Origin of the sequence: Sphingomonas sp. Leaf28 (assembly GCF_001421685.1) — a bacterium.
Classification (GTDB): Bacteria; Pseudomonadota; Alphaproteobacteria; order Sphingomonadales; family Sphingomonadaceae; genus Sphingomonas; species Sphingomonas aurantiaca.
Window position 1 is genome coordinate 530,770 of record NZ_LMKX01000007.1, and the last position, 25,588, is coordinate 556,357.

At 65.7% G+C, this 25,588-nt stretch carries 25 protein-coding genes and 1 other annotated feature; of the genes, 10 read left to right on the top strand and 15 right to left on the bottom strand.

Annotated elements, in window-relative coordinates:
* The first annotated feature begins 252 nt into the window (after positions 1–252).
* Both pdhA and ASE79_RS08925 read left to right on the top strand, forming a co-directional pair.
* Positions 253–1,305 carry a pyruvate dehydrogenase (acetyl-transferring) E1 component subunit alpha gene (gene pdhA / locus ASE79_RS08920; RefSeq protein WP_056414900.1) on the top strand — a complete coding sequence of 351 codons (1,053 nt, stop codon included), beginning with the start codon at positions 253–255 and terminating at the stop codon, positions 1,303–1,305.
* Positions 1,305–2,735, top strand: coding sequence for a pyruvate dehydrogenase complex E1 component subunit beta (locus ASE79_RS08925; RefSeq protein ID WP_056414903.1), 1,431 nt, complete (start codon positions 1,305–1,307; stop codon positions 2,733–2,735). The genes pdhA and ASE79_RS08925 overlap by 1 nt, the downstream gene beginning before the upstream one ends.
* A 37-nt stretch (positions 2,736–2,772) precedes the next feature.
* Here ASE79_RS08925 and ASE79_RS08930 read toward each other — a convergent pair whose 3' ends face one another.
* The 3 genes from ASE79_RS08930 to ASE79_RS08940 form a co-directional block, all read right to left on the bottom strand.
* Entirely contained in the window at positions 2,773–3,420 is a 648-nt protein-coding gene (locus ASE79_RS08930) for a TadE/TadG family type IV pilus assembly protein (protein WP_156359655.1), read from the bottom strand.
* Between the two features lie 101 nt (positions 3,421–3,521).
* The gene (locus tag ASE79_RS08935) at positions 3,522–4,130 is read right to left on the bottom strand and encodes a TadE/TadG family type IV pilus assembly protein (protein ID WP_056414911.1); all 609 of its coding nucleotides are present in this window, start codon (positions 4,128–4,130) and stop codon (positions 3,522–3,524) included.
* Entirely contained in the window at positions 4,127–6,133 is a 2,007-nt protein-coding gene (locus tag ASE79_RS08940; protein WP_082445199.1) for a TadE/TadG family type IV pilus assembly protein, read from the bottom strand. The genes ASE79_RS08935 and ASE79_RS08940 overlap by 4 nt, the downstream gene beginning before the upstream one ends.
* Positions 6,134–6,287: 154 nt before the next feature.
* Here ASE79_RS08940 and ASE79_RS08945 point away from each other — a divergent pair, with 154 nt between their 5' ends.
* Both ASE79_RS08945 and ASE79_RS08950 read left to right on the top strand, forming a co-directional pair.
* A complete protein-coding gene (locus ASE79_RS08945; protein ID WP_056414917.1) occupies positions 6,288–6,941 on the top strand; it encodes a squalene/phytoene synthase family protein in 654 nt (217 codons plus the stop codon).
* A 78-nt stretch (positions 6,942–7,019) separates the two neighbouring features.
* Entirely contained in the window at positions 7,020–7,490 is a 471-nt protein-coding gene (locus ASE79_RS08950) for an EF-hand domain-containing protein (protein ID WP_056414920.1), read from the top strand.
* On the opposite strand, the gene trmFO is transcribed toward ASE79_RS08950, so the two are convergent.
* Positions 7,426–8,793 (bottom strand): methylenetetrahydrofolate--tRNA-(uracil(54)-C(5))-methyltransferase (FADH(2)-oxidizing) TrmFO, encoded by a 1,368-nt coding sequence (gene trmFO, locus ASE79_RS08955; RefSeq protein WP_056414922.1) that lies wholly within the window; start codon positions 8,791–8,793, stop codon positions 7,426–7,428. The two genes, ASE79_RS08950 and trmFO, sit on opposite strands and share 65 nt — an antisense overlap.
* A 118-nt stretch (positions 8,794–8,911) precedes the next feature.
* On the opposite strand from trmFO, the gene ASE79_RS08960 reads away from it, so the two are divergent.
* The 5 genes from ASE79_RS08960 to ASE79_RS08980 all read left to right on the top strand — a co-directional run bounded on the left by ASE79_RS08960 (position 8,912) and on the right by ASE79_RS08980 (position 14,882).
* Positions 8,912–9,343 carry a DUF488 family protein gene (locus ASE79_RS08960; protein WP_056415771.1) on the top strand — a complete coding sequence of 144 codons (432 nt, stop codon included), beginning with the start codon at positions 8,912–8,914 and terminating at the stop codon, positions 9,341–9,343.
* Between the two features lie 295 nt (positions 9,344–9,638).
* Positions 9,639–9,694, top strand: a sequence feature (sul1 is cis-regulatory element that is thought to sense ions involved in sulfur or methionine metabolism; They are found in Alphaproteobacteria).
* 68 nt (positions 9,695–9,762) lie between these two features.
* Entirely contained in the window at positions 9,763–11,241 is a 1,479-nt protein-coding gene (locus ASE79_RS08965; RefSeq protein WP_056414925.1) for a SulP family inorganic anion transporter, read from the top strand.
* 70 nt (positions 11,242–11,311) lie between these two features.
* The gene (gene cysD / locus ASE79_RS08970) at positions 11,312–12,238 is read left to right on the top strand and encodes a sulfate adenylyltransferase subunit CysD (RefSeq protein WP_056414927.1); all 927 of its coding nucleotides are present in this window, start codon (positions 11,312–11,314) and stop codon (positions 12,236–12,238) included.
* Complete coding sequence (gene cysN, locus ASE79_RS08975) at positions 12,238–14,151, top strand: sulfate adenylyltransferase subunit CysN (protein WP_056414931.1); 1,914 nt, start codon at positions 12,238–12,240, stop codon at positions 14,149–14,151. Before cysD ends, cysN begins: the two co-directional genes overlap by 1 nt.
* 5 nt (positions 14,152–14,156) lie before the next feature.
* A complete protein-coding gene (locus tag ASE79_RS08980) occupies positions 14,157–14,882 on the top strand; it encodes a 3'(2'),5'-bisphosphate nucleotidase CysQ (RefSeq protein ID WP_056415774.1) in 726 nt (241 codons plus the stop codon).
* A gap of 137 nt (positions 14,883–15,019) precedes the next feature.
* On the opposite strand, the gene ASE79_RS08985 is transcribed toward ASE79_RS08980, so the two are convergent.
* From ASE79_RS08985 to ASE79_RS09025, 9 genes are all read right to left on the bottom strand, one after another.
* Positions 15,020–15,355, bottom strand: coding sequence for a hypothetical protein (locus ASE79_RS08985; RefSeq protein WP_056414933.1), 336 nt, complete (start codon positions 15,353–15,355; stop codon positions 15,020–15,022).
* Positions 15,356–15,366: 11 nt separating this feature from the next.
* Complete coding sequence (locus ASE79_RS08990) at positions 15,367–16,821, bottom strand: L,D-transpeptidase family protein (RefSeq protein ID WP_056415776.1); 1,455 nt, start codon at positions 16,819–16,821, stop codon at positions 15,367–15,369.
* Between the two features lie 144 nt (positions 16,822–16,965).
* A complete protein-coding gene (locus ASE79_RS08995) occupies positions 16,966–17,781 on the bottom strand; it encodes a TrmH family RNA methyltransferase (RefSeq protein ID WP_056414935.1) in 816 nt (271 codons plus the stop codon).
* Positions 17,782–17,876: 95 nt separating this feature from the next.
* Positions 17,877–18,152 carry an HPr family phosphocarrier protein gene (locus ASE79_RS09000; protein WP_056414938.1) on the bottom strand — a complete coding sequence of 92 codons (276 nt, stop codon included), beginning with the start codon at positions 18,150–18,152 and terminating at the stop codon, positions 17,877–17,879.
* Positions 18,149–18,556, bottom strand: a complete 408-nt coding sequence (locus ASE79_RS09005) for a PTS sugar transporter subunit IIA (protein ID WP_056414941.1) — start codon at positions 18,554–18,556, stop codon at positions 18,149–18,151. The genes ASE79_RS09000 and ASE79_RS09005 overlap by 4 nt, the downstream gene beginning before the upstream one ends.
* 15 nt (positions 18,557–18,571) lie before the next feature.
* Positions 18,572–19,486 carry an RNase adapter RapZ gene (gene rapZ, locus ASE79_RS09010; RefSeq protein WP_056414943.1) on the bottom strand — a complete coding sequence of 305 codons (915 nt, stop codon included), beginning with the start codon at positions 19,484–19,486 and terminating at the stop codon, positions 18,572–18,574.
* On the bottom strand, positions 19,483–19,914 hold the full coding sequence (locus tag ASE79_RS09015; protein WP_056414946.1) for an HPr kinase/phosphorylase: 432 nt from the start codon (positions 19,912–19,914) through the stop codon (positions 19,483–19,485). The genes rapZ and ASE79_RS09015 overlap by 4 nt, the downstream gene beginning before the upstream one ends.
* 9 nt (positions 19,915–19,923) lie before the next feature.
* Complete coding sequence (locus tag ASE79_RS09020; protein WP_056414949.1) at positions 19,924–21,507, bottom strand: sensor histidine kinase; 1,584 nt, start codon at positions 21,505–21,507, stop codon at positions 19,924–19,926.
* The gene (locus ASE79_RS09025; protein ID WP_056414953.1) at positions 21,476–22,183 is read right to left on the bottom strand and encodes a response regulator transcription factor; all 708 of its coding nucleotides are present in this window, start codon (positions 22,181–22,183) and stop codon (positions 21,476–21,478) included. Before ASE79_RS09025 ends, ASE79_RS09020 begins: the two co-directional genes overlap by 32 nt.
* Positions 22,184–22,375: 192 nt before the next feature.
* Here ASE79_RS09025 and ASE79_RS09030 point away from each other — a divergent pair, with 192 nt between their 5' ends.
* Entirely contained in the window at positions 22,376–24,001 is a 1,626-nt protein-coding gene (locus ASE79_RS09030; protein WP_235516827.1) for a phosphoenolpyruvate carboxykinase, read from the top strand.
* 132 nt (positions 24,002–24,133) lie between these two features.
* Here ASE79_RS09030 and ASE79_RS09035 read toward each other — a convergent pair whose 3' ends face one another.
* Entirely contained in the window at positions 24,134–24,571 is a 438-nt protein-coding gene (locus tag ASE79_RS09035; RefSeq protein WP_056414959.1) for an NfeD family protein, read from the bottom strand.
* Positions 24,571–25,560: an SPFH domain-containing protein gene (locus ASE79_RS09040; RefSeq protein WP_056414961.1), complete on the bottom strand. Its 990-nt coding sequence runs from the start codon at positions 25,558–25,560 to the stop codon at positions 24,571–24,573. Before ASE79_RS09040 ends, ASE79_RS09035 begins: the two co-directional genes overlap by 1 nt.
* Positions 25,561–25,588: the final 28 nt, after the last annotated feature.

Here is a 25,588-nt window from a genome sequence, read left to right on the forward strand (position 1 = left end):
GCTGCGGCGAACGGGGAGGGCAACCGGAGCTTTGCTTGGGGTGGGGATAGTGGCGCGGACACCCTTCCCGTCATCCTGACGAAAGGCAGGATCCAGAGCCACGGAGGATCGCATTCCGCTACTCTGGATCCTGACTTTCGTCAGGATGACGGGGCTTAGGTCGAGCATACCCCAGACGGGAATTGATGTTCCGCCCCGTCCGCGCCTATAGGCTCCCTCAACTCCCCTACGGAAAACGAGGTTTCCCACATCGTGGCCAAGACCCCCCCACCAGTACGCGCCATCGCCGAACCGCCGATCACCAACCGTGAACGGCCGGCAGAACCCAAGCCGTACGAGCCGTCGAAGGACGAATTGCTCGAAATGTATCGGCAAATGCTGCTGATCCGTCGTTTCGAGGAAAAAGCCGGCCAGCTCTATGGCTTGGGCCTGATCGGCGGCTTCTGCCATCTGTATATCGGCCAGGAAGCCGTGGCCGTCGGCCTGCAGTCCGCGCTCGACGGCGAGACCGATTCGGTCATCACCGGCTATCGCGACCACGGCCACATGCTCGCCTACGGTATCGACCCGAAGGTGATCATGGCCGAGCTGACCGGGCGCGGCTCGGGCATCTCGAAGGGCAAGGGCGGGTCGATGCACATGTTCTCGACCGAGCATAAATTCTACGGCGGCCACGGCATCGTCGGCGCGCAGGTGTCGCTGGGCACCGGCCTCGCGTTCAAGCACAAATATTCGAACGATGGCGGCATCTGCATGGCCTATTTCGGCGACGGCGCCGCGAACCAGGGCCAGGTGTATGAGAGCTTCAATATGGCCGAGCTGTGGAAGCTCCCGATCATCTTCGTGATCGAGAACAACCAGTACGCCATGGGCACGAGCGTCAATCGCGCCTCGGCCGAGGACCAGCTCTATCGCCGCGGCGAGAGCTTCCGCATCCCCGGCATCCAGGTCGACGGCATGGACGTGCTGGCGTGCCGCGGCGCTGCCGAAGAGGCGATCGCCTGGGTCCGCGCAGGCAAGGGTCCGGTCATCCTCGAGATGAAGACCTATCGCTATCGTGGCCACTCGATGTCGGATCCGGCGAAGTATCGCACGCGTGACGAAGTCCAGGCGGTGCGCGACAAGTCCGACCCGATCGACCACGTCAAGAAGCTGCTCGATGCGCAGGGCGTGACCGAGGCGGACCTCAAGACCCTCGAACAGGACATCAGGAAAATCGTGAACGAAGCCGCCGATTTCGCCGAACAGACGCCCGAGCCGGATGCCGCCGATCTCTATACCGACGTCCTGGTGGAGTCCTACTGATGGCGATCGAGATCAAGATGCCCGCGCTCTCCCCGACGATGGAAGAGGGCACGCTGGCCAAGTGGCTGGTCAAGGAAGGCGATAGCGTCAAGTCGGGCGACATCCTCGCCGAGATCGAGACCGACAAGGCGACGATGGAATTCGAGGCGATCGACGAAGGTACGATCGGCTCGATCAGCGTTGCCGAGGGTACCGACAACGTGAAGGTCGGCACCGTCATCGCGACGATCCTCGAGGACGGCGAAAGCGCGAGCGACGCCAAGCCTACGGAAGCACGCGCGGGCGATGCGGCCAACGCCGCGCCGAAGGAGACGCCGTCGGACGACAAGGCGCCACCGGTGCCCGAAGGCGCGTCGCCTGCCAAGGCGGAGAGCGGCACGCAGCAGCTCGTCGCGTCGGCGGAGAAGGTCGGCAAGGCGGATCCGGCGATCCCCGAGGGCACCGAGATGGTCAAGACGACCGTCCGCGAGGCGCTGCGCGATGCGATGGCCGAGGAAATGCGCGAGGACGACCGCGTCTTCGTGATGGGTGAGGAAGTCGCGCAGTATCAGGGCGCCTACAAGGTGACGCAGGGGCTGCTCGAGGAGTTTGGCGAGCGTCGCGTGATCGACACGCCGATCACCGAATACGGCTTTGCCGGCATCGGTGCGGGCGCGGCGATGGGCGGCCTTCGCCCGATCGTCGAGTTCATGACCTTCAACTTCGCGTTGCAGGCGATCGATCACATCATCAACTCGGCGGCCAAGACCAACTACATGTCGGGCGGCCAGATGCGCTGCCCGATCGTGTTCCGCGGTCCCAACGGCGCGGCGTCGCGCGTCGGTGCGCAGCACTCGCACAACTTCGCGGCCTGGTATGCGAGCGTCCCGGGCCTGATCGTGATCGCGCCCTATGACGCGGCGGATGCCAAGGGTCTGCTCAAGGCGGCGATCCGTACCGAGGACCCCGTCGTGTTCCTCGAGAACGAGCTGATGTACGGTCGGAGCTTCGACGTGCCCAAGCTCGACGACCACGTCCTGCCGATCGGCAAGGCGCGGATCATGCGCGAGGGCAAGGACGTGACGATCGTGAGCTACTCGATCGGCGTGGGCATCAGCCTCGAAGCCGCCGAGACACTGGCAGCCGAGGGCATCGATGCCGAGGTGATCGACCTGCGCACGCTGCGCCCGCTCGACACCGAGACGGTGCTGAAGAGCCTCGCCAAGACCAACCGCATGATCGTCGTCGAAGAGAATTGGGCGACCTGCTCGATCGCGTCGGAGATCGTCTCGGTGGTGATGGAGCACGGCTTCGACGACCTCGACGCGCCGGTACTGCGCGTCGCCAACGAAGACGTGCCGATGCCCTATGCGGCCAACCTCGAGAAGCTGATGCTGGTGAACGCCGCAAAGGTCGTCGAGGCGGCGAAGAAGGTTACGTACAAGAACTAAGGCGCCAAGGGGGCTCGGCGACGGTGCCGGGCCCCCGTCAGGCCGTATATTTGTCGCACGTCGACCGGGTTGCGTTCCCCGGATTCCAGATCTGCGTAAAATCCCGGCTGTCGCGGACGATGAACGACGCGATGTAATGCAGACGCTTCGGCCCGGTGAGCCAGTTCGGCGCGATCGGCTGGTACTGATAGTTCACCTCGACGAACATCACGCCGGAATTGAGCGGCGACGTCACTTTCGCGCCGGTGTCGCCCATTCCGGCATCCGCACCCTTGCCCGTGCTGACATCGGTGCCCTGGTTCGCGGGAAGAGCGTCGGTGCCGTCCGTTGCCTTCGTGGTGCCGTAACTCGAATCATAGCCGACGCCCTTCATCAGACCAAAGCAGCGCTGCCAGTGGATGCGCTGCGTGCCCGACGCGTTCTCAAGGCTAGAAACGATGACGCGGCCATATTTTGACAGATTGATTCTGTTGCCCTGCAACCGCGAGGCCTGCAGCACGTCGTTCATGTCGACCTCGCGCAATTGCATGGTGCTCAGCGTCGACGCGATCCCGACGCGCGATGCGTTGTCGGCAAGGTTGAGCGCGATCTGGCTGACACGCAGGTTCGCCAGCGCAAGGTTGCCGGTCTCCACGCCGAACAGGCCGAGCGACAGCACGAGCGGGAGCCCGAGTGCGAACTCCATCAGGGCCAGTCCGCTGCGGTCGGACCGCAATCGACGCGTCGTACGCGACACGGCGCGCGAGACACAGGAGGCGGCCGCGATCGGGAAGGGGGCCTTCGTCATCACTTGCAACTTCCGTTCGTGCTTACCTGAACCTTTTGCGAGTCATAGGGCTGGTTTTTCAGCAACGTGGTCGACGCGATGCTCATCGTCGAAGGCCATCCCATCAGCCTGGCGACCGGGAACAGTCGGGGATAGGTGACCGTCATCGTATATTGCGTCACATCCTCCGCGCCGCCTTGGCCTGTCACGCCGGGATCGAGATCCCATGTGCCATTGCCGTTGATGTCGGTAAAATTCTCGCCGTTGTTACAGATATTGTCCGCGTTCTTGTCGACGAACTCTTCGGGCTTTATCGATTGAAAGGTAGAGTAGCTCTTGCGGCTGGCCTGGTAGGTGGCGTCCGGTGCGACGATCTTGACCATCGCCCAGACCTGCTGATCGAACGTCGCGGCGTTCGCGGCGCCACCCTCGATGGCGGAATCACGGGCGGCCTTCTGCAACGCGCCATCGAGGATCGATTGCGCGTAGATCTGGTGCAGCAGGTCGAACGCGCCCATCAGCAGGACCATCAGGACGGGCACGACGATCGCGAATTCGATGATCGTCGCCCCGCGCCGATCGCCGCGAATCCGGGCAAACGCACTCCGGCGATGGCGGGGGCGGGTCATTTCGACAGACGCAATCGGGCAACCTGCTGCGCAATCCGGACGAACGCCGCAGACAGATCGTCGCCATTGGTGGTGGCCAGCGCCTGATCCGAGGTCGTCGCGCATTGCTTCATTTCCGCGGTTGCCGCGGGGGCGATCGAGACCGTCCAGACGTCGATCTGCATATCCTGTGCCTTCGCGCATTCCGCAAGGAGGCGGGCATTATGATATGCCTTCTGATTGCTGAGATCGCCGCCGGTGACCCGATTGTCGTAATATTCCATTGCATACATGCCGTAGGAATTGGGCGACGGCGACATGTCACCATCGGTGAGGAACACGAGCACCTTGTTCGTCGCGCCGCGTCCCGGCCATGGCGCATTATCTGAAGCGAAAACTCCCTTCGTCGAAAGCATCCGCGTTCCCCAGATCATCCCGGCATCGTGGTAGGTGCCGCCGAGTGGAACGAAATCCGCTGCGTTGACATAGCCTTGGACTTGGGACTTGGTCATCGTCGTCAGTCGCTGGACGGGTTTGCCGCAGGCAACCCACCCCCCTTTCTGCTTAGCCTGCGAGTTCATCTTTTCCCAAAGACCAGTGTCACCACCATTGTCGTTCACCGTGATCGAATTGGTGGTGTAATTGTAATAGGTCGTGTTCCAGTACTTGTAGCTCGAGAAGCGTTCATACTCGACATCCGGCCAGAGCGGACGCCAGCGCGTATCGTCGTTGCTGGGAACGAGATCCGGATCGAGATCGGCGGGCAGGCTGCTGGTGTTGAACGTCATCGTCTTCGGGGTCGTGACGCGTTCTTCGATGCATCCCAGCCACGCGGTGGTCGAACCGTTGATCTCGGTAGGATCCGTGACCGTGCCGCCGGCAACATAGCCGGTGACATCCATCGGATAGGCCTGATAGGTCCAGACCGCACTGACCGACTGGGTCGACGTCGTGCATTTCGACGTGCCGGAATTCCAGTATCGCGTCGCCACCGACGCGCGACGCGTGCCGGGATCATAGGCGTAGGGCTGGCTCGTCGTACCCGCCGGGGTGCGCGTGACCGTCGGGTTCGCGGCCGTTGGACAGTTTTTCGCGTTCGTGTTGTCCGTCGTCACGACCGCGGGGTTCTCGTTCTTGTCGCCGGTCACCTTGCGGGACTGATACGTCCAGACGGACGCAGCCCCAGGCCCGCCGAGCATATAGCTGGGCGATTTGGCCTGCACGGCTGCGCCGGCGTTGACGCTGGAGCTGTAGGTTACGAAGCCGTAGCGGACATGCGTGGTCGACTGGATGTTCGACGCCATGGTGTCGTAGAAGTCGACGACAGCCTTGCGCAGCGCTGCGATGCGTGAGTCGTTTTTCTCGGGTACCGAATAGCCCGTTGTGCCGGCATAGCCGTTGGTCTGATCGAGCCCTGCATAATCTCCCGTGGATCCGGTCGCAGCGGGTCGCTTGTAGCTGACTATGCCGTTGTTGTTGACCAGATTGTTGACATAGGCGGTGCAGTCGGGCTCGCTGTCGGACGGTTGGCAGGCCATCGACCCTGTCGTATCGAGCACGAACAGCACATCGGTGTCCGCGACGTCGTAGCGCGCCTCGCAAGCGACATTGAGCGTGACGTTCGGCGCGGCAAAGATCTTCATGATCGTCATCGGCACGACGACGACGGCGGTGCCTGCGACCCGGTTCTCGGTCGTCTTCACTGGCGTAAAGTTCGCACTGACCGTCCCCATCCACCCAGTGCGGAGGTTGTTCGCAAAGAAAACCTTGGCTTGGGTGGTGGCGTTCGCATCAAGTGTGGTGTTCGTGCTGTCGGTCATGAACTTGCGACCGGCAAGCACGCCCGCGTCGCACGCCTGCTGCATGCGGCTCTTGACCACGTACAATCGCGCCATGTCGATCGCGGAACCGGCGATCGCGCAGAGAGGGATCATCGCCGCGGCCATGATCGCGAGCGTGTTCCCCTTCGTGTCGCGACGCAGGCGCCCCAATAGTCCGCCTGCGGTCGCCAAACTACTTCGCATCCTGGGTTCCCGTATCGACTATGTGACGATCCACCGCGTGGCCATGGACGATGACCCCGTAAGTCTGGATCAAGAAAGATGGTTACGTGCCTGGTAACACTTGCGGCCGAGGATACGGGTTATCCTCGACGCCAGGCTCGGCTATCCGCAGGTGATGACCCGCGACCCTGCCGACTTTGCCCTCGCCATCACCTATGCGCCGCCTGCGGTTCGCCCCGCGCTCAAGGCGCTGTTCGCGCTCGACGAGACGCTGGGGAAGATCCTGCGCACGACGCGCGAGCCGTTGGTCGGGCAGATGCGGCTGACATGGTGGTACGAGGCGCTGGGGCGGCTCGATGGCACGCCGGCACCTGCCGAGCCGGTGTTGACCGCGTTGCAAGCCCTCGTGCTGCCGGCGGGCGTATCGGGGGCGATGCTCGCCGCGTTGACCGATGGCTGGGACGCTCTGCTGGAGCCGGCGCTCGACGCTGCGGCCATGGACCGGTTTGCGCGTGACAGGGGGCGCCGGTTGTTCGAGTTGGCCGGCACGCTTCTATCGGTGCAAGACGCGCGGATCGGGCTGGCGGGCGAGGGATGGGCGCTGGCCGATCTGTCGCAGAGGTTGAGCGACGCGCCTGGCCGCTCGCTGGCGCGCACGCGGGCGGTCGAGGCGCTCGATGTGGCGGTGCGCGGTCGGTGGCCGAGCGGCGCTCGGGCGCTGGGGGCGTTGGCGCTGTCGGCGCGGTTCGACCTGTCGGCCTCACCAACGCTGCCGGGCAGCCCGAAGCGGGTCGGGCGGTTGGCATGGCACAGATTGACCGGATACTGACCAATCGGATGGGGATCGTCGCGTCGGAGGTCTAGCGTGCGAGCTTGGCAGGCGGGCTTGGCAGGCGGGGGGGCTTCGATGTGGCGATATCTGGCGGGCGGCACGGCGGTGATCGCATTGATCGTCGCGGGGTTCATGATCTTCAGCGGGAAGGCCCGGCCGAGGCCGTTGCTGCCGGCGCAACCCGTGGCGCAGATCGGGGGCGCGGCGATTGCCAGCGACCCGCTGCCCGATACAGCCCCCGAAGCGACCGACAAGACCCGCGAGCAGAAGCGCTTCGACCGCTACGACAAGGACCGTGATGCCAAGATCACGCGCGAGGAATATCTCGTCCAGCGGCGCAAGGCCTATGCCCGGCTCGACGTGAATGGCGACGGGACGCTGTCGTTCGACGAATGGGCGGTGAAGGCGACGACCAAGTTCGCCGAGGCGGATCGCGACAAATCCGGGGCGATGACCGCCCCGGAATTTGCCACGACAGCGGTCAAGCGGAAGGGGCCGTTTCGGGCGAAATGTCCGCCGATTCAGGCTGTGGCGGAGGAGAGTTGAGCCACTGTGCGAGCGCCGCGCGACCGCGATCGGTGTACATCTTCTTCCGGTCGGTCTTCTTGGTCCGGCCGGGGATCGGCGGGAACAGCCCGAAATTGACGTTCATCGGCTGATACGTCTCGGCCTCCGCCCCGCCGGTGATGTGCCCCAGCAACGCGCCGAGCGCGGTCGCATAGGGTGGCGGCGTCAGCGTCTTGCCGGTCAGTTCAGCTGCGGCGAACAACCCTGCGAGCATGCCGATCCCGCAGCTCTCGATATAGCCCTCGCAGCCGGTGATCTGCCCGGCGAAGCGGATGTTCGGGCGCGACTTCAGTCGCAGCGTCGCGTCGAGCAGTTCGGGCGAGCGGATGAACGTGTTGCGATGCAGCCCGCCCAGCCGCGCGAACTCGGCATTCTCGAGGCCAGGGATGGTGCGGAACAGGCGGACCTGATCCGCGTGCTTCAGCTTGGTCTGGAAGCCGACGATGTTCCAGAGCGTCCCCTGCGCATTGTCCTGCCGAAGCTGGACGACCGCATGCGGCCAGCGCCCGGTCTTGGGGTTGTCGAGCCCGACCGGCTTCATGGGGCCATAGCGCAGCGTATCGACGCCGCGTTCGGCCATCACCTCGATCGGCATGCAGCCGTCGAAATAGGGCGTGTCCTTCTCCCAGTCCTTGAACGGCGTCTTTTCGCCATCGACCAAGCCCTGGTGAAAGGCGAGATACTGGTCCTTGTCCATCGGGCAGTTGATGTAGTCCTTGCCCTCTCCCTTGTCCCAGCGCGAGGCGAACCAGGCGGTGTCCATGTCGATCGAGTCGCGATGGACGATCGGCGCGAGCGCGTCGAAAAAGGCGAGCGCCTCGCGCCCGGTCTCCGCGCCGATCCCGGCGGCGAGCGAGGCGGCGGTGAGCGGGCCGGTGGCGACGATCGTCGGCCCGTCCGGGAGCGCGTCGACGCGTTCGCGGACCAGCATGATGTTCGGGTGCCGGTCGATCGCCTCGGTCACGCTGTTCGAGAAATTGTCGCGATCGACCGCGAGCGCGGAGCCGGCGGGGACGCGGTGGATGTCCGCCTGGCGCATGATGAGCGAGCCGAGCGTGCGCAGTTCCTGGTGGAGCAGGCCGACCGCGTTGCTCTCGGCATCGTCCGAGCGGAAGCTGTTCGAGCAGACGAGTTCGGCAAGGCCGTCGGTCTGGTGCGCGGGCGTGGCTTCGCCGCTGCCGCGCATTTCGGACAGGCGCACCTTGAGGCCGGCCTCGGCAAGCTGCCAGGCGGCTTCGGAACCGGCGAGGCCGCCGCCGATAACATGGATATCGTGGGTCATTCCGGTCAGATAGCGCGGGACGCCTGTCGTGTCAGCGCCTGTCGTGTCAGCGGTTGTCGAGTGGGCGGTTGCGGTGTCGGCGGTTGTCGTGTCGGCGGGGCAGTACCACTTCGTCCCGATGAAGATCTTCACGATCGGCTATGAAGCCACCACGATGACGGACTTTCTCGTGGCGTTGACACGGGCCGGGGTGGAGCGCGTGATCGACGTCCGCGCGCTCCCCCTGTCGCGGCGACCGGGGTTCTCGAAGACCTCGCTCGCGGCATCGCTGCGGGAGGCGGGGATCGATTACGCGCATCTGAAGGCGCTGGGCACACCGAAGCGCGGGCGCGATGCGGCGAAGAAGGGCGACGTCGCGACGCTGACCGCGGTATACGACGAACAGCTCGAACTCCCCGAGGCACAGGCGCAGGCGGCGATCATGCTGGGGCTCGCCGCGGAGAAGCCGAGCGCGTTGCTCTGCTACGAGCGCGATCCGTGTCATTGCCACCGGACGTTGCTGTTGCAGGCGGTGGGCGCGGGGGCCGAGGTCGTGGATTTGTTCACTTGAGCCGTACCCACCGTCCGTCATCCTGACGAACGTCAGGATCCCGAGCCGGGAGCGACGCATCCCGTAACTCTGGATCCTGACTTTCGTCAGGATGACGGACGGTTGGACGAGGCTTCCCCGACGATGAAGCGACGTCGCTGATTCAGGTGGTGGGTGAGGGCGCCAAGGTGGTGGATAGGTTCAACGTGTCGCTCCCCTCCCGTCATCCTGACTTGCGTCAGGATGACGGAAGGTTGGACGGAGCTTCCAGCGATGTTGCAATGCAGCACTACCGGCGCTAAGTAGTAGTCACTCGCTTGGACCCGGTGCAATTCCGGGTGGCTATTCCGGCCGCCGATCCGCCGGACAACGCACCGACGCCTTTGAAATGAACCGCCCGCGCATTCGCCGCGGTTCTCGCGTCCTTTGCGGATACACATATGACATCACTTTCTCGTTACCGGGCCGAATGGTTCAGCGGCCCGACGGCTGCGCGCCGTGACGTTCTCGCCGGCATGGTGGGCACGTTCGCGCTGATTCCCGAAGTTATCGCCTTCTCCTTCGTCGCCGGAATCGATCCCGAGGTCGGCCTATTCGCCTCCTTCGTGATCGGCATCGTTATCGCCTTTGCCGGCGGACGCCCGGCCATGATCTCCGGCGCGGCAGGCTCCGTCGCGCTCGTCGCCGCCGCGCTCGTCCACGCGCACGGCCTGCAATATCTGCTCGTCGCGACGATGCTCGCGGGCACGCTCCAGATCGCGTTCGGGCTCGCCAAGCTCGACGTGCTGATGCGGTTCGTCTCGAAGTCGGTCCATGCCGGCTTCGTCAACGCGCTCGCGATCCTGATCTTCTCGGCGCAGGTGCCGCAGATGGTCGGCGTCAGCTGGCAGGCCTATGCGATGATCGCCGGCGGCCTTGCGATCATCTACCTCATGCCGCGCATCTCCAGCGCGATCCCGTCGCCGCTGATCTGCATCGTCGTGCTGACCGCGATCGCGATGTGGTTCCCGATGCCGCTCAAGACCGTCGGCGATCTCGGCCGCCTGCCGGATTCGCTGCCGTCGTTCGGCCTGCCGGACGTCCCGCTGTCGTGGGAGACGCTGCGGATCGTCGCCCCCTATGCCTTCGCGATGGCGGCGGTCGGGCTGCTCGAATCGATGATGACCGCAAGCGTGGTCGACGAACTGACCGAGACGACCAGCTCGAAGGCGCGCGAATGCACCGGACTCGGCCTTGCCAACATCGCGGCGGGCGCGTTCGGCGGGATCGCCGGGTGCGGGATGATCGGCCAGACGGTCGGCAACGTCCGCTATGGCGGCACCGGGCGGATCTCGACGATGGTCGCGGGCGTGTTCCTGCTCGTCGTCATGGTGCCGCTGCGGCCGTGGGTCGCACAGGTGCCGGTCGCGGCGCTGGTCGCGATCATGATCATGGTGTCGATCAGCACCTTCTCCTGGGGCTCGCTGCGCGATCTCGCGCGGCACCCGAAGATGTCAAGCGTGGTGATGGTCGCCACCGTCGTCGTCACCGTCGCGACGCACGATCTGTCGCTAGGCGTCGGTGTCGGCGTCCTGCTCAGCGGCGTGTTCTTCGCGTGGAAGGTTACACGGTTGATGGACGTCGAGATCGATCACGACGTGGCAAGCGACACGCGTATCTACCGGGTAAGCGGCCAGATCTTTTTCGCCAGCGCCGATATCTTCGCCGACCGGTTCGACCTGCGCGAGACTACGCGCGCCGTCCGGATCGACCTGACCGCCGCGCATCTCTGGGACGTCACCGCGGTGGCGGCGTTGCAGGACGTGGTCGCCAAGCTGCGCCGCCACGGCCGCGAGGTCGAGGTGATCGGCCTCAATGCCGCCAGCACGACGCTGGTCGATCGGCACGCCCCGCTGATGATGGATCCGGCGGGGGGCTGATGCCCGATCTTGGGGGCGGGCGAGAAATACGATGCTGTACGCGCCGCCCCGACCCCCTACGTTCGAGGGGATGACGAATTCTTCACAAACGCCGCCCGTGTCGCTCACGCATCTCCAGCGGCTCGAGGCGGAGAGCATCCATATCCTGCGCGAGGTGGTCGCCGAGTGCGAGCGCCCGGTGATGCTGTACAGCGTCGGCAAGGATTCCGCGGTCATGCTGCATCTCGCGCGCAAAGCCTTCTACCCGTCGCCGCCGCCATTCCCGCTGCTCCACGTCGATACGACGTGGAAGTTCAAGGCGATGTACGACCTGCGCGACCGGATGGCGGCGGAGAGCGGCATGGAGCTGCTCGTCTACAAGAACCCCGAGGCCGAGGCGCGCGGGATCAACCCGTTCGATCACGGCGCGCTGCACACCGATATGTGGAAGACCGAGGGGCTGAAGCAGGCGCTCGACCTGCACGGCTTCGATGCGGCGTTCGGCGGTGCACGCCGCGACGAGGAGAAGAGCCGCGCGAAGGAGCGCGTGTTCTCGTTCCGCGCGGCGCATCACCGCTGGGATCCGAAGCAGCAGCGCCCGGAATTGTGGAACCTCTACAATGCGCGCAAGGCGAAGGGTGAGAGCATCCGCGTGTTCCCGATCTCGAACTGGACCGAGCTCGATGTCTGGCAATATATCCAGCTCGAGGACATCCCGATCGTCCCGCTCTATTTCGCGGCGCCGCGCCCGACCGTCGAGCGCGACGGGATGCTGCTGATGGTCGACGACGATCGCTTCCGGCTTGAGCCGGGCGAAGTGCCGGTCGAACGCTCGATCCGCTTCCGCACGCTCGGCTGCTACCCGTTGACGGGCGCGGTCGAGAGCGAGGCAGCAAGCTTGTCGTCGGTGATTCAGGAGATGCTGCTGACCACCACCAGCGAACGCCAGGGCCGCGCGATCGACCGCGACGCGGGCTCGGCGAGTATGGAGAAAAAGAAGCAGGAGGGCTATTTCTGATGGCAACGCGCGTGCACGAGTCCGCCTATCAGGTGCAGGACATCATCGCCGAGGACATCGACGCCTATCTGCTCCAGCATCAGCACAAGAGCCTGTTGCGCTTCATCACCTGCGGGTCGGTGGATGACGGAAAGTCCACGCTTATCGGGCGGTTGCTGTACGATTCTAAGATGATCTTCGAGGATCAGCTCGCCGCGTTGGAGAGCGATTCCAAGAAGGTCGGCACGCAAGGCGGCGAGATCGACTTCGCGCTGCTGGTCGACGGACTTGCCGCCGAGCGTGAGCAGGGCATCACGATCGACGTCGCCTATCGATATTTCTCGACCGAGAAGCGCAAGTTTATCGTCGCCGATACGCCGGGGCATGAGCAGTATACGCGCAACATGATCACCGGCGCGTCGACCGCGGATCTCGCGGTGATCCTGGTCGATGCGCGCAAGGGCATCCTGACGCAGACGAAGCGGCACAGCTATCTCGCGCATCTGATCGGCATCCGGCATTTGGTGCTCGCGGTGAACAAGATGGACCTTATCGGCTACGACCAGGCGACCTACGACCGGATCGTCGCGGACTATGCGGCGTTTGCGGACTCGATCGGGATCGCGGCGTTCACGCCGATGCCGATCTCGGGGTTCAAGGGCGACAACATCACGACGTCGAGCGCGCAGACGCCCTGGTATGACGGGCCGACGTTGATCGACCATCTCGACACGGTGACGCTCGACGTCAGCGAGGATCAGGCGGGCGCGTTCCGGATGCCCGTCCAGTGGGTGAACCGCCCCGATCTCGACTTCCGCGGATTCTCGGGGCTCGTCGCGAGCGGGTCGATCGCGCCGGGCGATGCGGTGCGCGTGCTGCCGGGCGGCCGGACGTCGACGATCGCGCGCGTCGTCGCGTTCGGTGGAGACCTGCCGCGCGCGGTGGCGGGGCAGTCCGTCACGCTGACGCTGGCGGACGAGATCGATTGCTCGCGCGGCGACGTTATCGTCGCCGCGGAGTCGCGGCCCGAGGCGGCCGATCAGTTCGAGGCGACGATCGTCTGGATGGCCGATGACGCCATGCTGCCAGGGCGTCCCTATTGGCTGAAGCTTGCGACGCAGACCGTGACGGCGACCGTTCAGCAGCCGAAATACCAGATTAATGTCAACACGATGGAGCGGCTTGCTGCCAAGACGCTCGAACTGAACGCGATCGGCGTGGGCAATATCTCGACCGACCGGCCGCTGGTGTTCGAGCCCTATGCCGACAACCGGCAACTCGGTGGCTTCATCCTCGTCGACAAGATCACCAATGCGACGGTCGCGGCGGGGATGCTGCACTTCTCGCTCCGGCGCGCGCAGAACGTCCATTGGCAGGCGACCGACATCGGCCGCGAGGCGCATGCCAGCCTGAAGAACCAGAAGGCGGCGGTGCTGTGGTTCACCGGGCTTTCCGGGGCCGGCAAGTCGACGATCGCCAACAGGGTCGAGATGAAGCTCGCGCGGATGAACCGGCATACGTTCCTGCTCGACGGCGATAATGTCCGCCACGGGCTGAACCGCGACCTGGGCTTTACCGATGCCGACCGCGTGGAGAATATCCGCCGCGTGGGCGAGGTCGCCAAGCTGATGACCGATGCCGGGCTGATCGTGATCACCGCGTTCATCTCGCCGTTCCGCGCCGAACGCGAGATGGTGCGGCAGATGATGGCCCCCGGCGAGTTCATCGAGGTCCATATCGACACGCCGCTGGCCGAGGCCGAGCGACGCGACGTGAAGGGGCTGTATGCCAAGGCGCGTGCGGGCAAGCTGGCGAACTTCACCGGGATCGACTCCCCCTATGAGGCGCCAGCGAACCCGGAGATTCGGATCGATACGACGGGCATGACGCCTGACGAGGCGGCCGATGCGATCGTCGCGATGCTGATCCCATGAGCGCGATGACGGACGGCGAACTCGCCGCGCATCTGGCCGAGACGGCGGGGCGCTTGCTGCTAGAAGTGCGACGGTCTGGCGTGTTCTCGCCCGGCGCGCTGGGCAAGGCGGGCGACGAGACGGCCAACGCGTTCCTCGTCCATGCGCTGCAGAATGCGCGGCCGGCAGATGGGCTGCTCTCCGAGGAGCGTCGGTGCGATGGGACGCGGACCGAGATGTCGCGCGTGTGGATCGTCGATCCGGTCGACGGCACGCGCGAATATGGCGAGGCACGCGACGACTGGGCGGTGCATGTCGCGCTTGCGATCGACGGTGTCGCGACGGTCGGTGCGGTCGCATTGCCGGGGTTGGGGTTAGTGCTGCGTTCCGACCAGCCCGCACCAGTGCCACCACCCGGCGATCCGTTGCGGATGGTCGTCAGCCGTACGCGGCCAGCGCCCGAGGCGGTGAAGGTCGCCGGAGCACTGGGGGCGACGCTGATCCCGATGGGGTCAGCGGGTGCGAAGGCGATGGCGGTGGTCCGCGGCGAGGCGGACATCTACCTCCACTCGGGCGGGCAATATGAGTGGGACTCGGCCGCCCCGGTCGCGGTCGCCGCGGCGTACGGGCTGCATTGCAGCCGGATCGACGGGTCGCCGCTCGTGTATAATTGTCGGGATGTCTACATGCCCGACCTGCTGATCTGCCCGGTTGCGTTGCGCGACCGGGTGATGGCGGCGATGGCCGCGTAAACCGCCAATCCTCCCCCGCTAGGGGGAGGTGTCACCGGAGGTGACGGAGGGGGAGGACACGGAACGCAGGTTTCCCGTACCGCCCCCTCCGACGCTCCGCAGCACCTCCCCCTGGCGGGGGAGGATAGTAAGTTCTTTTACTGCTGCGGTTCGGCCTCGTTCTCGGCCGGTGCCTCGTCCCGCGTTACACGCGCGGTCATGCCCGTCGCATCGGCATCGTCGAGCATCTGCTCGTCGGGCGCGACCGGCTTTTCACGCGGCGGCTCGACCACGGCGGGCGCAGGCGGCGCGGCTTCGACCGGCGCTGCCTCGACCGGGGCAGGGGCTGCCTCGGTCTCGGTCACGCCGGTATCCTCGACCATGTTGACGTCCGTTGGCGGCTGTTCGGGCTCCGAGCGCGAACAGCCGGCCAGCGCCATTGCGGCGAGCAGGCCACCGGCGATGGCAGTACGGGTACGGGTGGAAATCGTCATGTCGGATCCTCTTAACGAGCAGCGAGCGTCTGGCGTGCGGTGCGCGCCTCGATCTTGGACGCGAGGATGCCGTCCCAATCATAGGGATCGGCGCGGAAGTTCATCTGGCCGTTGCCGCTGGCGAACGCGGTCCAGTAGAGCAGGTAGACCGACACCGGCTTGGTCAGGCGGGCACGGACCGTGTCGCCCTTGGCGACCGCGGCGTCGACCAGCTCGGGTGTCCAGGCGGGATCGCCCTTGAGCAGCAGGTCGGCAAGTTCGCCCGGCTTTTCAAGGCGTACGCAGCCATGGCTCGAAAGCCGGCTGAAGCTGGCGAACTTGGCGCGGCTCGGCGTATCGTGGAGATACACCGAATAATCGTTGGCGAAATCGAACTTGAAGCGGCCGAGCGCGCTCTGGTCGCCGGCTTGTTGCTGGAGCCGAGTCCCGTCGATCACCTTGAAGCCGTTGCGCTTCAGATAGCCGGGGTTCGCCTTCTCCTTGGGCCACAATTCCTTGGTCGCGATCGAGGTTGGCACGTTCCAGGGCGGGTTGATGACGATGCTGTGGATCGTCGACGACAGCATCGGCGTCTCGTCGCCGGGCCGCCCGGTGACTGCGCGCATCGACTGCACGGGTGTATCGCCGTCGAACACGGTGAGCACTGCCGCGGCGATGTTCACCTGGATACGGTCGCGCGGCAGGTCCTGCGGCAGCCAGCGCCAGCGCTCCATGTTCGCCATGATCTGCCGCACGCGATCGGTCGCCGAGACGTTGAGCGCGGCGAGCGTCTGCGTCGAGACGATGCCGCTCGGGTTGAGCCCGTAGCGGCGCTGGGCACGACGGACCGCGTCGAGCAGTGCGGTGTCGAACGTGTCGCCGCTGGTCGAGACGTCCTTGTCCTCGGCCGAGAGCCGCTTGCGCAGTGCGAGCACACGCGCGCCGCTTGCGCCGATCGTGTAATCGGGACCCGAGGCGAGTGGCGACCAGCCCCCCGCGGCCGCGATCGAGCGGTAGGTCTGCAAACCCTTTCGCAGGCCATCATAGCCCGCGTAGGGGGGCGGCAACGAGGCGAACCACGCCGCGATGCGATCGAGGCGGACTGCATCGGCGAACGCCGGGGTCGGATCGTAGGTCGGCGGGCGCAGGCCCCAATCCTTCTGGAAATCACCCTCGCTGAGACGACCCGCATGGACGGCGCGCGCATGATCGAGCGCGGCGCGAACGAGTTCCTGCTTGGTCGGCGCGGTGGTCGACGCGGTCGCGGCGGACTTGAGGCCCTGCGCGACGATGTCGCCGTTGAGCAGCTTGTCGAGCAGCGTCGCCTGTGCATCGCTCAGCGGCGGCACGGTGATGACCGGCGGCGCCAGCGTCGGCACGGCCATGGGCACGGTCGGCGTCACCACCGGCGGGGTGACCTGTTGTGCGAACAGCGGCGTCGCCATCAGCAACGGCGTCGCGGCAACCGCGATCGCCGACCGGATCATGCCGGTCTTCACTCGTCCATCGTCCAAACCGCGCGCCATACTCATCCTGTCTAACCGTAACTCGCCGACGCTCTTGCACGTCGTAGCTCTCCCTTAGCTGAACCGGAGTCGCTAAGCATCGCCAATCGGGCCCATTTCGTTGGTTCAGGCCGACGCGGTGGATTTTTCCTGCCGGGCCAGCACTTCATAGGCCATCACCGCCGTCGCGACCGCGGCGTTCAGGCTGTCCGCCTTGCCGAGCATCGGGATCTTGACGAGCACGTCGCACGCCTCGGCCATCTCGGGCGGCATACCCTGTGCTTCGTTGCCGGTGAGCAGGAAGGTCGGGCCGGTATAGGTGGCGGCGCGGTAATCGGTATCGGTATCGAGGCTGAGGCCGACCAGCTGGCCGGGGCCGGCGCGCAGCCAGGTCTCGAACGGTTCCCACTCGGTCTTCACGACGGGGATCGTGAACAGCGCGCCCATGCTCGCGCGGACCGCCTCGACCGAGAAGGGATCGACCGACTCGCCGATCAGGATCAGGCCGCCTGCGCCGACCGCATCGCCGGTGCGCAGGATCGTGCCAAGATTGCCGGGATCGCGAAGCCGTTCGGCGACCAGCCAGATGCCCGCGCTGGTACGATCGAGATCGTCGAGCGTCGCGTCGAACTCGTCGAACACGCCGACCACCGCCTGCGGGTTATCCTTGCCCGACAGTTTCGAGAGGATGTCGGGCGTGGTCTGGATCGACTCGCCGCCGGCGTCCTCGACGTCCATCGACAGCGCGTGGACGAGCGGGTGGTTCGCGCTGGCCGCGGCGTAGAACAGCGTGCGGGGCAGGCGGCCCGTCTCGCGCGCTTCGGTCAGGATCCGCAGGCCCTCGGCAAGGAACTGCCTGGCGGCGCGCCGATGCCGCTTGTCGCGCAGGTCGCGGACATATTTGATCAGCGGGTTCGAAAAGGCGGTTATCTCGCGCGGCATCTAGGCCTGCGCCCGCGTGGCATATGGATTTGTAAGCACGCGGTTGCTCATGCCCTTACGCGCTCCCGCCCGCAAGCGGCAGCGGCGCAGGACGGTCAATCCTCGCCGAACTTCGCCTCGACCAGTTCGGCAAGGGCGGTGACCGTATGCTCGGCCCCTTCGCCGTTCGCGCTGATCGTGATCGCGTCGCCCATCGCCGCGCCGAGCATCATCAGCCCCATGATCGACGTGCCGGTCACATGGTCCGACCCGTCCTTCGTCACGCGGACCTCGACCGGATGCGACGATGCAAGCGTGACGAACTTGGCGCTGGCACGGGCATGGAGCCCGCGGCGGTTGGTGATCTGGACGGTGCGCGTTACCTCGCTCATGCCGCCGCCTCGCCAAGAACCTCGGACGCCACCGAAATATATTTGCGACCCGCCTCGCGCGCCGCCGCGACGGCTGCAACGACGGTCATGGACTTGCGCGCCGAGCCGAGGCGGATCAGCATGGGAAGGTTCATGCCCGCGATCACTTCGATCCGGCCGCGCTCCATCAGCGAAATCGCGAGGTTGGAGGGGGTGCCGCCGAACAGGTCGGTCAGCACGATCACGCCGTTCCCGACATCGACATCCTTGATCGCGGCCGCGATATCCGCGCGGCGCTCCTCCATGTCGTCATCAGGACCGATCGCGATCGGGGCCACGCGTTCCTGCGGGCCGACGACGTGGATCATCGCGCGAACAAACTCTTCGGCCAATCGACCGTGCGTTACCAGAACAAGGCCGATCATGTCAGCGTTTCATACTCATAAGACGACCGGTGACCCTTCGAGAGCATCTTGCGGAGCGGCCCCCAGGTCGCGGTGTGCAATAGTGGGGGAAAATCCCGCGTCGTGCAACCGCCGCGCCACCCGTTCGGCGACGTGGACCGACCGGTGTCTCCCTCCGGTACACCCGAACGCCACCGTCACATACGACTTGCCTTCCGCACGATAGCGCGGGAGCAGCAGCATCAGCAGCTCCTCGATCCGGCTGACCGCCGCCTCATAGGCCGGGTCGTCCATGATATACGCCGACACATCGGCATCGAGCCCGGTGCCAGGGCGCAGCGCCGCGTCCCAGTGCGGGTTGCGCAGGAACCGCATGTCGAACACCAGGTCTGCGTTGCGCGGCAGGCCGCGCGCGAAACCGAACGAGCGGATCGACAAGGTCGGTTCGCCCAGCTCGCCACCGGCAAAGCTCGCGCGGATCTGTTGCGCCAGCTCGTTCGCCGCCATGTCGGTGGTGTCGATCAAGCGGTTCGCCCAATCCCGAAGCGGGGCGAGCAGTTCGCGTTCACGGCCGATGCCGTCGTTTGCCGGACGATCGAGCGCGAGCGGATGGCGTCGGCGCGTTTCGGAATAGCGCCGTTCGAGTTCGGCGCCCGAGCAATCGAGGAACAGCATCCCGATCTCGAGCCCGTGGCGGTCACGCAGATCGCGGATGCGGCGGACGATGCGCTCCGGGTCGAAGTCGCGGGTCCGCGCGCCGATGCCGATCGCCAGAGGCTGCGAATCACCTGTCGATCCTTCCGGCAGCGGTGCATCGAGCAGCCGGTCGAGCAGCAGCAGCGGCAGGTTGTCGACAACCTCCCAGCCGAGATCCTCGAGCGTCTTCAACACAGTCGACTTGCCGGCACCCGACATGCCGGTGACGAGCAAGATGTCCTTGGGACGGGTCATTCGAGTGGCTCCGGATTGCGCAATGCGAGTTCGACCTTGATCGGTGCGGAGGCTTCGAACGGGTCGACCGCGAACTGGCGGACGTCGATCCCGGCGATTTTGCGCGCGCGGCGTTCGGGCATCCGCTCCACCGCGCCGTCGACGCAGACTAGCAGGGCGACCGGCACGTCGTCGACATGCGCAAAGCCGAGGAGGCCGATCCCGCGCACCTCGAGCCGCCCCGCGATCGTCGCCGGCGCCCGCGCGCGCAGCGTCTTGCCCGCGCGCATCACCAGCGTCTGATCGTCGCTGACGAGCGTGGCACCGCGATCGATGAGGCGCAGCGCGAGGTCGGACTTGCCTGAGCCCGAGCGGCCCTCGATCAACACGGCGAGCCCGTCGATCGCGACCGTGGTGGCGTGGAGCCTATCGGAGGAGGGGATAGCCACGCGCGGTCCTTACAACGGGAGATCGGCGAGCGGTAGTCGGACGACGAAGCGCGCGCCGTCGATCCGGTCCTCGCGCGATTCGACGAAGATCGCGCCCTGGTGTCCGTCGACGATCGTCCGCGCGATTGCGAGGCCCAGCCCCGAATGCTGACCGAACGTCTCGCTGTCCGGGCGGACCGAGTGGAACCGCTTGAACACGTCTTCGCGCGCGTCCTCGGGAACGCCGGGGCCTTCGTCCTCGACGCGGATGACGAGGTCATCGCCCTGGCTGTTCGCGGAGATCGCGATCACGCCCGATTCGGGGGAGAAGGACAGCGCGTTGTCGATCAGGTTCTCGAACACGCGTTCGAGGCGTGCGCCTTCGCCGAGCACGATCATGCGGTCGTCGGGGTTGCGATCGAACCGCAGCCGGATTCCGCGCTCGACTCCGCGCGCGTCGCGCTGCGCGACCAGCCCTTGGAGCATTGCCGCGATATCGACGGGCTCGAACTTGGCGCGGCTGAGCTGAGCGTCGAGCCGCGAGGCTTCGGAGATGTCGGAGAGCAGGCGATCGAGCCGGTGGACATCGTCGCGGACGATCGCGAGCAGTTGCGCCTGGAGCGCCGGGTCCTGCACGCGCGACAACCCCTCGACCGCCGACCGGAGCGAGGCGAGGGGGTTCTTCATCTCGTGCGTGACGTCGGCGGCAAAGGCCTCGGTCGCGTCGATCCGCGCCCTGAGCGCCAGGCTCATGTCGGAGAGCGCGCGTGCGAGCATGCCGAGCTCATCGCGGCGCGAGGGCAGCCGTGGCACCACGACCTCGCGCGCGCGTCCCAGGCGGACGCGGACCGCGGCGCGCGCCAAGCGGCGGAGTGGGCGTACGATCGTCCGTGCCAAAAACAGCGAAAGCAGGATCGAGACGATCGACACGCCGAGCAGCACCATGCTGAGCCGGAACCGCTCGATCCGCACCGTCTTGGTGATGTCACGCGCGTTGACCGTCGTCATCACCACGCCGCCCGCGCGGAGCGGCGCGGCGGCGGTGATCACCGGCGTCCGATCGGGCGCGCGCCACACCGTGGTCGCGACGACGCCCTGCGCACGCGCGGCCGCAACGTCGGGCCATTGCTGGCCGTCGGTGCGCTCGCGGTAGAGCGGTGGGCGCGGCGCCATCACGACGACGTCGATCGCCGCGTCGAGGAAGCGCGCGATCACCTGGTCACGGTCCTCCTTGTCGGGATCCTGCAGAACGAAATTGCGCAGGCCGAGCGCGCGGCTGTCGACCATCGTGCCGCCGCGCGCGTCGAACAACCGGATCCGCGACCCGGTGTCCGACGCGAGCCGGACCACGAGCGGGTTGCGCAGCGCCGGGTCGACCGCTGCGATTGCCTCGCCTATCAGCCGCGCTTCGCGTGCGGTCTGCGCGACCCGGCTGTCGACGATCCGGCTGCGATAGGAATCGAGGTAGAAGAACCCGCCCGCGAGCAGCAGCAACGCGAAGATGTTGACCGCCAGGATGCGCCGCGTGAGCGAGATCTGTCCCGACCAGCGCAGCGTGAGATCGCGACCATCGTCGCCGAGCTCATTCCTCAGAAAATCGATACCCGGCACCATATAAAGTCTCGATAGCGTCGAACGCGGGATCGACCTGCCTGAATTTGCGGCGCAGTCGTTTTATGTGGCTGTCGATGGTCCGGTCGTCGACATAGATATCGTCCTGATACGCAGCGTCCATCAGCTGGTTGCGCGTCTTGACGATACCCGGCCGCTGCGCGAGCGTCTCCAGGATCATGAATTCGGTGACCGTCAGCGTGACCGGCTCGCCGCCCCACAATGTGCGATGCCGCGCGGGGTCCATGCTCAGCCGGCCGCGATCGAGCGGTCCTGCGGCTTCCGCCTCGGTCTCGGTGCCCGGCGAGTGCGCGAGCTCGGTCCGGCGCAGGATCGCGCGGATGCGGGCGATCAGCAGCCGCTGCGAGAACGGCTTGGCGATGTAGTCGTCGGCGCCCATCGCAAGGCCCAGCGCCTCGTCGAGCTCGTCGTCCTTGCTGGTCAGGAAGATCACCGGGATCTGGCTCTTCTCGCGCAGGCGGCGGAGCAGTTCGAGGCCGTCCATCCGCGGCATCTTGATGTCGAAGATCGCGAGATCGGGCGGGTTGTCGGTCAGCGCCTTGAGCGCGGTCTCGCCATCTGAATAGACCCGCGTGACGAAGCCTTCGGTCTGGAGCGCGATCGACACGGAGGTAAGGATGTTGCGGTCGTCGTCGACCAGCGCGATCGTTGCCGTCATGTTCGGGCCGTCATTCTCTGGGTCGCCTGCCTCGATCGTTGGTGGGACGGGGTAGGGCAAACCGCGGCGGTACTCAACTGGGGCCGCATCGGGACAGCGTTCCAGCGGTGCATTTGACCCGTGCTGGGCCGCCGCCTACATCCCCGATCAACGACATACATACGTATGCGAAAAATCATCTGGAGAGATGCCGTGCCCAACACCCCCGTATCCAACGCCCGTATTCCGTCTGGTGGCCTTGCCGCGCAGGGAATCGAAACCGGTGCCGCGCTCCACTGGAACCTGGTCACCGCGCAGCTCGTCGAGGCGGCACTCGAACGCGGCGAGGGCAGCCTGTCCGCGGACGGCCCGCTGGTCGTCGAGACGGGCGCGCATACCGGGCGATCCGCGCAGGACAAGTTCATCGTCCGCGACCCCGAGACCGAGGCGACGGTGTGGTGGGGCAAAAGCAACAAGGCGATGGAGCCGGCGCATTTTGCCGCGCTGAAGGAAGATTTCTTCGCCGCGCTGGCCGCAAAGGACGAGCTGTTCGTGCAGGACCTGTACGGCGGATCGCAGGCCGATCACCGCGTCACTGTCCGCGTCGTCACCGAACTGGCGTGGCACAATCTGTTCATCCGGACGATGCTGGTGCGGCCCGAAGAGGCTGCGCTGAAAGACTTCGTCGCGGACTATACGATCGTCGACCTGCCGAGCTTCCGCGCCGATCCCGCGCGCCATGGCTGCCGTAGCGAGACGGTGATCGCGGTAAACTTTACCGACAAGCTCATCCTGATCGGCGGCACGAAATATGCCGGCGAGATGAAGAAATCCGTGTTCGGGCTGCTGAACTATCTGCTGCCGCCGACCGGGGTGATGCCGATGCACTGCTCGGCGAACATGGGTGCGAACGGCGATACCGCGGTGTTCTTCGGGCTGTCCGGCACGGGCAAGACGACGCTGTCGGCCGATGCGAGCCGGACTCTGATCGGTGATGACGAGCATGGCTGGTCCGACACAGCGGTCTTCAATTTCGAGGGCGGCTGCTATGCCAAGATGATCCGGCTGTCCGAGGATGCCGAGCCCGAGATTTTCGCCACGACCAAGCGGTTCGGGACGGTGCTCGAGAACGTCGTGATGCATCCGGAGACGCGGCGGCTCGATCTTAACGACCACAGTCTCGCCGAGAACAGCCGCGGCGCGTATCCGATCGACTTCATCCCCAATGCCTCGGCCGAGAATATGGGGCCGGTGCCGCGCAACATCGTGATGCTGACCGCGGACGCGTACGGCGTACTGCCGCCGATCGCCAAGCTGACGCCCGACCAGGCGATGTATCACTTCCTGTCGGGCTATACCGCGCGCGTCGCGGGCACCGAGATCGGCGTGACCGAGCCCGATGCGACCTTCTCGACCTGTTTTGGCGCGCCGTTCATGCCGCGTCATCCGTCGGTCTATGGCAATTTGCTCAAGGAGCGGATCGCCAAGGGCGGGGTGGATTGCTGGCTGGTCAATACCGGCTGGACCGGCGGCAAATACGGGGTCGGCAACCGCATGCCGATCAAGGCAACGCGCGCGCTGCTGAATGCGGCGCTCGATGGGAGCCTGAACGATGCCGAGTTCCGGACGGACCCGAATTTCGGGTTCCAGGTGCCGGTCAGCGTGCCGGGCGTCGACAGCGCGATCCTCGACCCACGGGCGACCTGGTCGGATACGGACGCGTATGATGCGACGGCGGCGAAGCTGGTCGACCTGTTCGTGGAGAATTTCGCGCAGTTTGCCGAGCATGTCGACGAGGGCGTCCGGCAGGCTGCGCCGAAGGTTGGCGAGCCGGCATAAACTCCTCTCCCCTTGGGGGAGAGGAAGGGGCCCGCACGGCGCAGCCTGCTGGGAGGGTGAGGGCACGGTCCTGCTTGGCGTGCCCTCACCCTCGCCGCTGCGCGGCTTTCCCTCTCCCGGAGGGAGAGGGTTTTAGACGGGCTCGACCACAACTGCGCCATTGACCACGGCGGTAATCCTAACGCGCTTGCCGACCGCCGCATCATCGCCGCGCGCAGGCCAACTGCCGTCGCCGACCAGTACGCGGCCGTGCCCGCCGATTAGGGCCGTCTCGACCAACACCACCTGACCTACCAGCCGCGCCGAGCGATCGTTCAGCATTGGGTCGCCGCCTTCGACCGGGTAATCGCGGTACCAGCGCTTGCCGATCAGCACCGTTACGGCGCTCCACACCGCGAACGCCCCGAGTTGCGCGGCCACTGGCAGGTCCGGCAAGACGAACACCGCCGCACCGGTCACCGCGGCGGCGATGGCGAGGAATACGAGGAACACCCCCGGGACTGCGAGTTCGGCAATTCCCAGCACCAGCGCGGCGATTAGCCACGCACCGGCCGCGCTGATCACGTCCATCAGCTTTTCGGAACCTCGGTCGACTTCGACAACTCGAACGGCCCGCGCGGTGTCGGCTTTGGGGAAGGCGGTGACGCGGTTGCATCCCGCAAGGCATCCTTCGCAAGCTCGCCGATCCCGCCGAGCGTGCCCATCAGCTGCGTGGCCTCGACCGGGAACAGGATCGTCTTCGCATTGGGCGAGGTCGCGAACTTGCCGATCGCCTCGACATATTTTTGCGCGATGAAGTAGTTGATCGCCTGCGCGCCACCCTCCTCGATCGCCTGAGACACCGCCCGCGTCGCCGACGCTTCTGCCACGGCAGCACGCTCGCGCGCCTCGGCATCGCGGAACGCCGATTCCTTGCGCCCCTCCGATTCGAGGATGCGCGCCTGCTTCTGCCCTTCGGCGCGCAGGATCTCCGACGCGCGCGACCCTTCCGCATCGAGGATGTTCGCGCGCTTCTCGCGTTCGGCCTTCATCTGCCGGCCCATCGCATTGACGATATCGGCGGGCGGGCGGATGTCCTTGATCTCCACGCGCGTGATCTTCACCCCCCACGGCGTCGTGGCATGATCGACGACGTTGAGCAGCCGCGCGTTGATCTCGTCGCGCTTCGACAGCGTCTCGTCGAGATCCATCGATCCCATGACGGTACGCAGGTTGGTGGTCGTGAGCTGCAACAGCGCCTGGTACAGGTCCGACACTTCGTACGCAGCCTTGGCCGAATCGAGCACCTGGAAGAACACGACCCCGTCGGTCGAGATCATCGCATTGTCCTTGGTGATGATCTCCTGACCCGGAATGTCGATCACCTGCTCCATCATGTTCACCTTCCGCCCGACGCGGTAGAAGAAGGCGGGGTAGAAATTGAAGCCGGGGCGGGCGACCGTCGTGAAGCGACCGAAATGCTCGATCGTGTATTGGTAGCCCTGGTGGACGATCTTGATGCTGGTGAAGAGATACAGCAGCACCAGCGCCAGTGCGAGCGCGGCAACGATCAGGCCCATACGTCCATCCCCCATTGTGTATCGCCGG